Source organism: Maledivibacter halophilus, from assembly GCF_900167445.1.
Classification (GTDB): Bacteria; Bacillota; Clostridia; order Peptostreptococcales; family Caminicellaceae; genus Maledivibacter; species Maledivibacter halophilus.
This window is the reverse complement of record NZ_FUZT01000016.1, coordinates 1-12216: the sequence shown is the minus strand read 5'-3', so window position 1 is coordinate 12216 and position 12216 is coordinate 1. Positions and strand designations below refer to the sequence as shown.

The 12216-nt window shown below is 27.8% G+C and carries 16 protein-coding genes and 1 tRNA gene; all 17 read left to right on the top strand.

From position 1 onward, the window contains the following. The first annotated feature begins 10 nt into the window (after positions 1-10). A complete protein-coding gene (locus B5X81_RS22820) occupies positions 11-295 on the top strand; it encodes a CXXX repeat peptide modification system protein (RefSeq protein ID WP_079495232.1) in 285 nt (94 codons plus the stop codon). Positions 296-409: 114 nt separating this feature from the next. Beyond that, the gene (locus tag B5X81_RS22815) at positions 410-592 is read left to right on the top strand and encodes an AC3_0185 family rSAM-modified Cys-rich RiPP (RefSeq protein ID WP_079495231.1); all 183 of its coding nucleotides are present in this window, start codon (positions 410-412) and stop codon (positions 590-592) included. Between the two features lie 187 nt (positions 593-779). Next, positions 780-2171: an extracellular solute-binding protein gene (locus B5X81_RS22810; RefSeq protein WP_079495229.1), complete on the top strand. Its 1392-nt coding sequence runs from the start codon at positions 780-782 to the stop codon at positions 2169-2171. Positions 2172-2430: 259 nt separating this feature from the next. Next, entirely contained in the window at positions 2431-3255 is an 825-nt protein-coding gene (locus B5X81_RS22805) for a carbohydrate ABC transporter permease (protein WP_079495228.1), read from the top strand. Next, positions 3252-4076 (top strand): carbohydrate ABC transporter permease, encoded by an 825-nt coding sequence (locus B5X81_RS22800; RefSeq protein WP_079495226.1) that lies wholly within the window; start codon positions 3252-3254, stop codon positions 4074-4076. The genes B5X81_RS22805 and B5X81_RS22800 overlap by 4 nt, the downstream gene beginning before the upstream one ends. After that, on the top strand, positions 4069-5385 hold the full coding sequence (locus tag B5X81_RS22795; protein ID WP_079495225.1) for an HlyD family secretion protein: 1317 nt from the start codon (positions 4069-4071) through the stop codon (positions 5383-5385). Before B5X81_RS22800 ends, B5X81_RS22795 begins: the two co-directional genes overlap by 8 nt. Then, entirely contained in the window at positions 5376-6404 is a 1029-nt protein-coding gene (locus B5X81_RS22790) for an ABC transporter permease (protein WP_079495223.1), read from the top strand. Before B5X81_RS22795 ends, B5X81_RS22790 begins: the two co-directional genes overlap by 10 nt. A 152-nt stretch (positions 6405-6556) precedes the next feature. Beyond that, positions 6557-7309 (top strand): LytR/AlgR family response regulator transcription factor, encoded by a 753-nt coding sequence (locus B5X81_RS22785; RefSeq protein WP_079495222.1) that lies wholly within the window; start codon positions 6557-6559, stop codon positions 7307-7309. A 486-nt stretch (positions 7310-7795) separates the two neighbouring features. Next, the gene (locus B5X81_RS22780; RefSeq protein WP_079495220.1) at positions 7796-8617 is read left to right on the top strand and encodes a CPBP family intramembrane glutamic endopeptidase; all 822 of its coding nucleotides are present in this window, start codon (positions 7796-7798) and stop codon (positions 8615-8617) included. Positions 8618-8683: 66 nt separating this feature from the next. Beyond that, a complete protein-coding gene (locus tag B5X81_RS22775) occupies positions 8684-9124 on the top strand; it encodes a Mini-ribonuclease 3 (protein WP_079495357.1) in 441 nt (146 codons plus the stop codon). A gap of 2 nt (positions 9125-9126) precedes the next feature. Continuing rightward, positions 9127-9492 carry a hypothetical protein gene (locus tag B5X81_RS22770; RefSeq protein WP_079495218.1) on the top strand — a complete coding sequence of 122 codons (366 nt, stop codon included), beginning with the start codon at positions 9127-9129 and terminating at the stop codon, positions 9490-9492. A gap of 85 nt (positions 9493-9577) precedes the next feature. After that, entirely contained in the window at positions 9578-10318 is a 741-nt protein-coding gene (gene rlmB / locus B5X81_RS22765; protein ID WP_079495217.1) for a 23S rRNA (guanosine(2251)-2'-O)-methyltransferase RlmB, read from the top strand. A 12-nt stretch (positions 10319-10330) separates the two neighbouring features. Then, positions 10331-10630, top strand: a complete 300-nt coding sequence (locus B5X81_RS28525) for a YacP-like NYN domain-containing protein (protein WP_170917566.1) — start codon at positions 10331-10333, stop codon at positions 10628-10630. A 5-nt stretch (positions 10631-10635) separates the two neighbouring features. Next, on the top strand, positions 10636-10848 hold the full coding sequence (locus B5X81_RS28520; protein WP_170917565.1) for an NYN domain-containing protein: 213 nt from the start codon (positions 10636-10638) through the stop codon (positions 10846-10848). Between the two features lie 129 nt (positions 10849-10977). Further along, positions 10978-11622: an RNA polymerase sporulation sigma factor SigH gene (sigH, locus tag B5X81_RS22750; protein WP_079495212.1), complete on the top strand. Its 645-nt coding sequence runs from the start codon at positions 10978-10980 to the stop codon at positions 11620-11622. 65 nt (positions 11623-11687) lie between these two features. Beyond that, positions 11688-11764: transfer RNA gene (locus B5X81_RS22745), tRNA-Thr, on the top strand. Positions 11765-11845: 81 nt separating this feature from the next. Continuing rightward, a partial coding sequence (locus B5X81_RS22740) for a GTP-binding protein (protein ID WP_139380442.1) occupies positions 11846-12216 on the top strand: 371 nt, incomplete at its 3' end.

Genomic DNA, 12216 nt, shown 5'->3' with positions numbered 1-12216 from the left:
GGGATAATTAATGATCAAAAAAATTGGTAATGTAAGTGAGTATGAAAAAAGAGAAATACTTAATTTATATGAAAGAAAGTCAGGGTTAAGGGAGTTATCAATTACATTGAATAATCCGGATATGTCTGAAAAATTAAAAAATATTTTATATGATAAGATTTCAAGGGATATGAATAAAACAACGGGGTTATATGAAGAGTGGTGGAAGCAAAAAAGTAAAAAATATAACTGGGAATCAATCAAAGGCAAGAGTTGGTCAATTAATTTTGAAACAAATGAAGTATTTATTAAATGATATCAACAATTCTATTTTTCTTTAACAAAATAGTATTATTTCAATGGTACATAATGTTTTTGTGCCAGCAGATAGCATTCAACTTAATAATGACAAATTTTGGAGGTGTATTTAATGAAGCATTTATTTTCAAAGAAAATTTATAAAAATAGAGAAGACGTACAAGGATACAGCCCTATATGTGATTGCTATGGTACTTGTACTGGCTCTTGCGCACATTCATGCGAAGGAGATTGTTCATCTGCTTGTGCAGATACTTGTACACAAACCTGTGCATCTGGACTTAGATGGGATTAATATATATTAACAACATAAGTTTGCACTGAAAGGATTAAGTATAAATTAAATAGGTATCTTTGCTATTTGCTGGCATTTTTAACTTTGAATAAGAGAGACTTTTTATATATTATTACATCTATGATTAACAAATATTTGGAATGGCTTATAATAGAATTAAAAGATAGTAAGCTGAGGAGTGTTATAATTGAAAAAAATATTATTGGTAATTATTAGCTTGACTATGATATTTGGATTATTTGGCTGCAAGAAGAGCAATAAAGCGAGTTTAACCAATGAAAACAAAGAAAAAGAGATAACAATATTGATCCCACAATTTGAAAAAGAATTTATTAAGGATGAAATTGAAAAATTATTACAGGAGAATATTAGAAAATTTTCACAAGAGACGGGTACAAAGGTTTCTTTAGAAACAGTTAATGTGAAAGGCAATGATGATTACATAAAAAAAAGAAACTTAAAGCTTTTAACAGATAGAGGTCCTACGCTGATATTGGTAACATCTTGGTCTGATTCTGCACAAAGCTTGATTGAACAAGGAGTAGCCTTTAATATAAAAGGTAAAATACCAAATCAACAAAATATTATCAAGGGACTTAAGGATGAGTATTTGATTCCTTTTGCATTATGTGATTATGATGTTCGTATTTTAAAAAGAGAAATATTAAAAGAAATAGGAGTACAAGAACCAGATTATGATTGGAGTATAGATGATTATATAAAAATTAAAAATGAATGGCTAAATAAAAATCCTGAGTATGTAGATTTTTTAGAATTGAGTTTAGACTTCTTATATAAGATGAATACATACAAAAAAGTAGACTTAGAACAAAAGAAAATCAAATATAATATAGAAGCCCTAAGGGAATTTTTAAAGGATTCCAGGCAAAAAATATTTTCTAGTAAATATGTACAGGATAAAAACTATTCCTATGATGATTGGTATAGTTTATTCTTCAATGAAAATTCGCCAGAACGTAGTAAAATTATAGAATTAAATAGAAAAAAAGAGAAAGTTTACTTTGAATATATGTTTCATGATTTTCAGACCTATTTAAATCCATTAAGTATAAAGCCTTTTCTTCATAAAGAAAATATTGAAGCAAATGATATTCTTATAAATCCTTATCCTGATATAGCATCAGTATATTATACTGGGTTTTTAGTGAACAGAAAGGGAAAAAATATTGAAGAAGGCGTAAAATTTATTAATTATTTAATAAGTGATGATGCACAAAGGGATTTTACTATAAGAGAAAATAGGAGAACTTATTTGAAGTATCCTCATATGGCTCCTGTAGTTACAACTATTAACGATGATTTGTTGAAATTTGCTCAAGAAAATAATGAAGAGGATGAATTTCAAAAAGGTATGGAATATAGGAATTTTATAATAGATAAAATAAATGATGGAGATATAAGATTAAAACATAGGAATGAATTTGAAGTTTATTGTAGTCAAAGATTTTTAAAAATACTAGTAGAAATAGTTTTTGCAGATGAAGATTTTTCTGATCAAGAGATAGACAATAAACTTAAAAAATTAAAAAATGAGTTAAATTTATATTTGAATGAATAGCTTTATTATGCAATTTTCTCGAATAATTGATTGTTATTTAGACAGCAAATAATAATGCTGTCAATTTTATTTATATGAGAGTAAGTTTAAGTGTTGGATAATAAAATTTATCAACTGAAAAATCATACATAATTTTACGATTTATATAAAAAAAGGAATATTCGATTTTGTATAGAATTTATTGAGTGGATAAGAAATTATCGACTTTTATAAAAAGATTAGCATACAAATGTAGAAGCAGTTTTTGGAGGTGATCCTTTTGAAAGATTTACAAAAGATAAAAGGATATTTTTATTTACTACCAAGCTTTTTAGGATTTTTAATTTTCTATCTCATACCTTTCATATGGGGAATAAGATATTCCTTTAGTTTCAGCAGCTTTGATTCGACTTTTGTAGGATTTAAAAATTATATAGATATATTATCTAGTCCTTCTTTTGTTCTAGCATTAAGGAACAATATTACATTTATGATTATAGGTATTCCTCTTATAGTAGTTATTTCATTTATAATAGCTTATATCATAAATGAAATAAATGCACCTAAGTATATTAAGCTGGCAATTATGCTTCCAATAGCTATACCTTCCGCTACAGTGGCAGGATTTTTCAGAAAGGTTTTTGGAACAGGAGCCTTCAATCTTATAGATTCAAAATATGCGATGACAGTAGTTTTACTAATATACTTATGGAAAAATACTGGGTATAATTTGATAATCTATCTTGTACGATTAGATCAAATAGATAAAGAAATAATGGAAGCTGCAAAAATAGATGGAGCTAATTTTATTCATAGACTTAGATATATAATTATTCCTCTTATAACTCCTGCTACAGTATTTGTACTTATTCTTTCTATAGTAAATTCATTTAAAGTATTTAAAGATGTCTATATACTTCAAGGTAATTATCCAAATCCAGAAATATATATGCTTCAGCATTATATGAATAACAAATTTAAAGACCTTCAGTATGAACATTTAACATCTGCAGCCTACATTTTTTCGTTAGTTATAATTGGTTTTGTGCTACTTTTCTTCTTATTAGATAGAAAATACTCAAAAAAAGTGGTGATAAATAGATGAAAAAAGTTGCTTTAGTGTTAATAATTATAATAGCTTTTCTCTATTTAATTCCAATAATATATGTCTTTACAAATTCCTTTATGGATGAAAGACAGCTTAGCAGTGATGGAGTCCATCTTATTCCGGAAGCATTTAATCTTCAGCAGTATTATAGAATTGCTTTATTTAAAGGCCAATATTTCAAATTCTTTTTAAATTCCCTTAAAATTACTAGTATTATTATTGGTGGACAACTTGTGTTTTCAGTAATACCAGCCTATGCTTTTGCTAAGATGAGATTTCCTGGAAGAAATATAATATTTATCATATATGTTATGGCTCTTCTTCTGCCTTTTCAGGTAACTCTTGTACCCAATTATTTGGTTTTTGATAAATTAGAGAAGATGCTCAAGATTCAATTTATCGATACTCATCTAGCTTTGATATTACCTGGAATTTTTAATACATTTGGAGTATTTCTTTTAAAACAATTTATAAGGGAGATACCTGATGAAATAATCCAGGCTGCAAAAATTGATGGAGCTTGTGATTTTAAGATTTTCTTTACAATTATTATTCCAATTATAAGACCAGCAATCCTTTCGCTAATAGTTCTAACTTTTATTGATAATTGGAATATTTTGGAACAGGCAATAGTTTTTATTGATTCTGTTGAAAAGCTTCCTTTGTCACTATTTCTTGAAACAATATACTATGATGATTTTAGTGTTTTTTACGGTGGAGGAGTTTTGTATATGATTCCTGCTATAATCATATTTTTAAGATGCGAGAAATATTTAAGAGAAGGATTTAATGTAGGAGGGAATAAGCAATATGATTGATACTACCAATCAAGATAGCAAGACCTTAAGTATACTTAAAAAAGTCCTTATAGAATTCTTTATACTAATATTTGTGATAGGTTTTTTTTCAAAATCTATAGTAAATTTCTTTTTACCAAAGGTTACAACCGAAGCGGTAGTTAAATCTAAACTCGAAACAGTATTAGAAATTGATGGGTACCTTGAGCCAAGAGAAATCTTGAAGGTAAGACTAGGAGGAAAAATAATAATAGATGAATACTTTAAAAAAGTAGGAGAAAATATTAAGAAGGGAGATCCCGTATTTAAGATAAATAAACAGTATGGTATTTCTGATATAAATGAAGAAATAGAAAATCTTGAAATTGAATTGGGAAAAGAAAATAGAAATTTAGTAAAATATAATAGAAAATTGTCAATGAATAGCAAAAACTCATTAATTATTTCTAAGGAAAAGGTAAAAAACAAAAAAGATGATTTAGAAGATACCAAGAATCTTTATAAATTTGGAGCTGTTTCATTATCGGAGCTGGAAAAAGAAAGAAGAGAGTTAAAGCAGCTAGAGCTTGAACTTAAGGATAAGGAAGATGAGCTTAGAGAAGAAAATGAAGACCTATATTTTAACATTAAAGAAGCGGAGAATAGTATAGAAAGATTAGAAGCTAAAATTAAGGAATATAGATCCAAATCAGCTTTTTATTCTAGTATAGCTAATGATGGAATTTATTACTCTGAAATTAATGGTGTGATACTTAATATAAGCAATGCCAATATAGTCTTAGATGAAGATGAGCCAGCAGTTAATATTGGCAAAGTGGATAAATTCAGTTCTGTAATATTTGTAGGACATATTAACGAAGAGAATATGGATATGGTCAAGTTAAATAAAACCTTTAAGATCAAATTAGAAGGTGCTCAAAAATTTTTAGATGTAAGGATATCAAATATATATTCGGTAATCGAAGATGGAAGATTAAAAATTGAAGGAACCTTTAATGAAAATGTTGATATTGACCCAATTCTTGGCAAAAAGTATAAAGGGAAAATTTCAAATAAAAGTGATGATTATGAGTATACTATTTCAAAATCTTCAATCATACCAGATTATGGAGAATTGAAAGCGGGAGGAACTGGAAAAGTATTCGTATTAGAGGAGAGAGATGGCATCTTAGGCAAGGAATATATTTCAACTGAAGCAAGAGTTGATATAGTGGATGTAGGTGATAAAAGAGTTGCTGTTTCTGGACTTGAAGGTTTTAAGGAACCAAAAGTCATTAAAAATCTTTCTTTTAGAATCAAAGATGGTGAGAGGGTGGCATTATGGGATTAAAAAGAGTATTAGCATTATTTATAATGATCCTGGCACTTTTTCTCTGCTCTATTTATTTAATTGAAAGATATAATCCCAGAGCGATAGAATACCACCTATTAAATGATATGAGCTTAGAGCAGTTCAATAAAATAGCAAAAGAAGAATGTATAGAATTAGCATCTTTAAATTATATAATGCCACATAAAGATTACTCTCTTATAATGACTACAGGGTATGATGAATTTTTTAAGAATATTGATGTAATTCACGGTGAATTAATACATGATTCTAAAAAAAAATATGCAGTTATAGGAGATAAAGTTGCAGATAAGTATTTTAAAACTGAAAATAGTGTTGGAATGTATATGAACATATTAGGAGATAAGTATGAAATAGTAGGAGTTGTAAAAGATAGCAAAACAATTTATATTTCCTACAGAAAGAAATTACATAAGCATAATTGGAAAAAAATAATATTAAGATTTACGGGTAAGATTAAAATGAACCCCAATATGGTTATGGAAAATATTGATGAAAGGCTTAGAGAAGAAAGAATAGATGTTAGACATAAAATTTTATATGCATGGTATATTAATACTTTTTTAAATGCAATCATTATTGTCTTGATATTTTTAATATTAAAGTTTATAAAAAGGATTTATTATTCTTTAAAGGAAAACATTGGATATTTAAATGATGGGTATTGTGTACAAAAAAGAAGTGTTGAATGGTACCATTACTTAATTAAAAACAAAATTCTGATTCTAAATATTATTAAAAATATTGTTTTCATCATAATTTCAGCGCTAATCATTTTGAAAACTGTAACTAAAATTGTAGTTTCCAAATACATTATTCCTGAAAATTTTTTTTCGTTAAGAAGCTATATAGATGTTGCTAAAAGGTTATATGATATTTGGTTATATCAAATGCAGGAAGGATTTAGTGATATTTGTATATGTAGTACTGTTTTAATTATATTCTTAGTTACATTAGTAAGTATATTAGCTGTAAGTTATAAAATAACAAAAAATTAAGAAAATGTATATATGTAAAAAAATAAGATATAAGTAAAGTTATGGAGGTGTTATGATTTGATTGACGAAAATATATTTTTGATGTATATTTTCTTTTGTTATTGAAATAAGAATACAATCTAAATCTACATATATTAAAGAAGGTGTATAATATGATAAATTTTATAATTTGCGAAGATGATAATAAAATTAGAAGTAACATCAAAGATTTTATTAATGAATACATAGATATGAATAAATTGGAAGCTCATATACCAGTCAATACTATTTTATATAATGAGGTTTTAGAATATGTAGAAATGAACTGGGCTAGTAAGAATATTTATATTTTAGATATTGATTTAAATGATAGCATCAATGGTCTCCAATTAGCTAGAAAAATTAGAGAACACGATATTAACGGATATATAATATTTGTTACAGGTCATATAGAATTATCGTTAATAGCATATAAATATAGAATTAAAGTTTTAGATTTTATTGTGAAAAATGTTGATGACATTAAAAGCAACTTATATGAAGCTTTTGATGTGGCCATAAAAGAGTTAGAAAGATATAATGAAAACACTAAGAATAGAAAACTAATAATAAAAGTGGGTTCTAATATTATTTATATAGCATTCGATGATATTATTTGTATTGAAACTGCTCCAGCACCCCATAAGCTTATCCTATACACAGCGAATACAAGAATTGAATTCTATGGTACCTTAAAAAAAATATGTAAAAAGTTAGACAATAGATTTTATCAGATTCATAGATCCTGTGTTATAAATACTGAAAGCATTAAGAAAATAAGTAAAAAAGAGAACGACATGCATGTAATTATGGAAAATAATAATAAGCACCCCCTTTCTAAAAAATATGTAAAGGAACTTACGAAGTATATCTTATGTAGTAATTGATTTGATAATAATAATTATAGGATTTTTTGCATCAATTTTTGCTGCTGTTTATCTATATTTTATTAAATATACTGGGTTCAGATATCATAACTTAACAAGCAATGATACCTGAATTTTTCATTTCTAAAGAAGATAATAATTTAACTCGTTGTGCTAGTTCCCATATCAAGGAGTTTAATATTTCATATCTACAAAAAAGTATTATATTAAAAAGCTTTAATGAATAAAAATATATGAAATGATATAATAAATACTGGATAATTTTAGAAAAAATATGATAAAATTTTTATGATAATTCATTTCCTAAATGTATACTAGGAGGATAAAAAGTGGAAAAATTTTTTTGATATATAAATTCAACTTTTAATTTATTTATCTATAAATAGAGAAAAAATCATGGGATTATTATGGTTTATATAGTAAAATATATTTATGTCAACAAATCTTTAAAAAGATTTTCATTTAATATAGTAGGAGGACAACTTAATGGAAGAAGTAACTGAGCAAAAAAAGGGAATATCAATAATTGGAGCCTTTGGATTGGCTGCTCTGACTATTTTACTTGAATTTATTCTATCTATTCCTTTAGGTATTATCAGCTTGATAGTTTCAAATATTGGATTAAGTGAAATAAATGAATATCTATATACAATTGGGGATATATTCATCAATATCTTAATAGTTTTTTTCTTTATTAAAAGAATTCGTAAGAAGGAAAGTTTTAACTTGAAGCTTAAATATAAGCCTAATATCAGAGAATATATATATGCTTTACTTTTTCTATTAGCCTATTTATTAATATTTTCTAATTCTGTTGGAATATTAATAGAAAAAATAGAGGTCAGCCAGTGGCTAATTGAGGCCTTTGATGATATTCTTATAAATCCTATTGTGGCTTTTATTAGTTTATGTATTATTGCACCAGTATTTGAAGAAATTATATATAGAGGAATTATTTTAGAACAATTGTCTAAAAGATATAGTTCTTTTTTAGGGATTATAGTTTCAGGGTTGATATTTGGTTTAATACATGCTAATATTCATCAAGGGGTTAATGCATTTTTTATAGGTTTAATTATAGGCTTTATATATATTAAAACTGATTCATTAATATTATGTATGTTTTGGCATTTTGCCAATAATTTTTTAGTGTTTATTGCTTCTATGAATACTGCTGAAGCAGCAGGTAATACAGTACCAGGATTTAGTGTTTTGCAGCTTATTTTTGGAATAATAATATTTATTATTTCTTATAAATTTTTTAATAGAAGAGATGATGAAAGAGAATTGGGAGAATGTACTATTTAAACCCAGATTGCCGGAGGAAAATATAAGTAAATAAATAATTTGAAGGAAAGAAAGCAGGTAAAAGTAATGAAGGGATTTTTAGAACTATTAAATTTAGAAATAATTGATGAAGAAGAACTAAAAACTATTTCTCCTCTTGTATTTGCATATATTGGTGATGCTTTATATGAGATATATATTAGAAGTTATATAGTTTGCAAATATAAATTAAAGGTTAATGAATTACACAAAATTTCAACTGAATTTGTTAAAGCTTCTGCTCAAGCTAAAATTGTACATGCCTTGGAAAGTGAATTGTCTGAAGAAGAATGGAAAATGGTTAAAAAGGGAAGAAATCAGAAATCAGCCAGCACAGCAAAAAACGCTAGTATTACAGATTATAAATATGCCACAGGATTTGAATGCTTGCTTGGATATTTATACCTTCTTAGAAAAACAGAAAGGATAGAAGAAATCATAAGCAATGCGATAAAGATAATTGAGAAAGATGGAAATTGTGAGGTATAAACATGAATAAAAGGGAAAAAAGCTATTTGGTTGTCATATTATTACTTATTGGAGCTTTAACTTTTAAGTCATTTTATCTTGATGAATATAATCCTGTTACGAAAGATGAAAAGCTATTTAAGGAGTATGCAGAAAACTTAGCTGATGAAAAATATAAAGGTTTTTTAATGGATAAAAAATTGGCAAGCTTTAGGATTGTAAGTATTAAAAAATTAGATGATGAAGGAATATCGATAATTGAAATAAAAAATGGAAATAATAGCAATTATAAAGAAATTCAAATTAAGGGTAAATATAGAGCAAAAATAAGAAAATATTTATTTCATTTCTTACCCTATAGAGAAGATAAAGTGTTTAGTAGAAAATGAGATGGATGCTGTAATGGGATAAATTAAATTTTTTACTTAAATTCCTATTAAATTAGAAGTCAAAAGATGTAAAGAGGTGATTTTTATGGATAGTAATATGATAGAGGGGCGTAATCCAGTTATAGAAGCTTTGAAGGCAGAAAGAGATATTGATAAAATACTTGTATCTAAAGGCAATAAAGAAGGATCAATAAAGAAGATTATATCTATTGCTAAAGAAAAGAAAATACTTATACAATATGTTGATAGAAATAAACTGAATCAGTTATCTGAATCTAGGGCACACCAAGGAGTAATTGCCTTTGTGGCAGCTTATAAATATTATGAAATAGAGGATATAATTGAGTCGGCAAGAAATAAAAATGAAGATATATTTTTAATAATACTAGATGAAATAAATGATCCCCATAATCTCGGATCTATAATAAGAACTGCCAATGCCTGCGGAGTTCATGGAGTAATAATACCTAAAAGAAGGGCTGTAGGCTTAACTGCTGTAGTTGCAAAGACTTCTGCTGGAGCAATTGAATATGTTCCCGTTTCAAAGGTAACTAATTTATCAAGAACTATTGATTATTTGAAAGGTCAAGGAATATGGGTTATTGGTGCTGATATGGAAGGAGAAAATGTGCATTATGAAAGTGACTTATCTGGAAATGTTGCTCTAGTAATTGGTAGTGAAGGAAAGGGTATTAGCAGATTGGTTAAAGAAAAATGTGATTTCTTAGTAAAACTTCCTATGAAGGGTCAGTTAAGTTCATTAAATGCTTCAGTTGCAGCTTCGGTTTTAATGTATGAAGTTATAAGGCAGAGAGAATTTAGATAGGATACTATTGATGTGAAAGAATTCTTAATAATTGATGGTTACAATATAATTAATGCATGGCCTGACCTAAAAGAAATTAGTGAGAGAAGTTTAGAAGAAGCAAGAGATGTCCTTGTGGATAAAATGGTTGAATATCGCTTTTATACTAATATAGAAGTGATTGTAGTGTTTGACGCATATAGGGTAGATGGAGCTAAAGTTAAAAGAGATAGAATAAAGGGTGTTGATGTAATATTCACCAAAAAAAATCAGACAGCTGATTCATACATAGAGAAAAAAGTAGAACAACTGGCAAAAGATAAAAAAATATAGTTAAAGTGGTTACATCGGATTGGGCTGAACAGCAAATTGTCTTAGGTAGTGGAGGTATCAGAGTTTTACCACGTGAGCTCAAAATAGAATATAATCAAATGAGATCAAAAATTAAAAAAAGAGCAAGAAAAACTACTCAAAGTAGAATGGTTTTAGGAGATAGAATTGATGATAAAGTTTTAGAAATACTTGAAAAATGGAGAAAGGACAAAGGTTAGAGCTTGACTGTGTTATATAAATTAAGATATAATTATATCATGTAATAAATATTTTATATTCAAATTTTTAACCTTAAAATATTTACATAATAACAAAGACATAGCTTAAGGAGTCAGGAGGAGGTTTCTGTGGGAGTTAGTGCGCAAAAAGAAGGTTTAGAAATATACGATGCATTAGTTGACGAACAAATTGTAGATAGTGCTAGAGAAGGAGATCCTGCTGCTCAAGAGTATTTAATAAAGAAATATAAAAATTTTGTTAGAGCTAAAGCCAGGTCATATTTTTTAATAGGTGCTGATAGGGAAGATATTATTCAAGAAGGTATGATTGGATTATTTAAGGCTATAAGGGATTTTAGATGCGATAAGATATCGTCCTTCAGAGCTTTCGCTGAATTATGTATAACAAGACAAATAATTACAGCAATAAAGACGGCCACTAGGCAAAAGCATATACCTCTTAATTCATATGTTTCTCTTAACAAGCCTATATATGATGAAGAATCTGATAGAACATTATTAGATGTTTTATCGGGGAAAAAGATATCAGATCCAGAGGAATTGCTTATATCAAGGGAAGAAGTTACTAATATAGAAGCAAAGATTGGAGAAATACTCAGTGAATTAGAATTACAAGTTTTAATGTATTATCTTCAAGGAAAGTCTTATCAAGAAATTGCTAAAGATTTGGACAGGCATGTGAAGTCTATTGACAATGCTCTTCAAAGAGTTAAAAGAAAGCTTGAAAGATTTTTAGAGCTTAGAGGGAGTTAGAAAACCATAAGTTAAAAAATATATTGACTTACATAAATAAAAGTAGTAAAATATTATAGGCAAATGCCCATGTGGCTCAGCAGGTTAGAGCGTCGCCTTGGTAAGGCGGAGATCGGCGGTTCAAATCCGCTCATGGGCTCCAAAATAAATTTTATAAATCAAGACACACCGGGGTCAGTTTACTGATAGACCTGGATAAGTTTTTTAAAGAGGAGGAAGAAAGATGTCAAAAGCAAAATTTGAAAGAAATAAGCCCCATGTAAACATAGGAACAATAGGTCACGTAGACCATGGTAAGACAACATTAACTGCAGCAATCACTTATACATTACAAAAAAAATATCAGCTTGGAGAAGCAGTAGAGTTTGCTAATATAGATAAGGCTCCAGAAGAAAGAGAAAGAGGAATTACGATTTCAACATCTCATGTTGAGTATGAGACACCAAATAGACACTACGCTCACGTAGACTGTCCTGGTCATGCTGACTACGTAAAGAACATGATAACAGGAGCAGCTCAAATGGATGGAGCTATTTTAGTAGTATCAGCAGCAGATGGTCCAATGCCACAAACAAGAGAGCATATTCTATTATC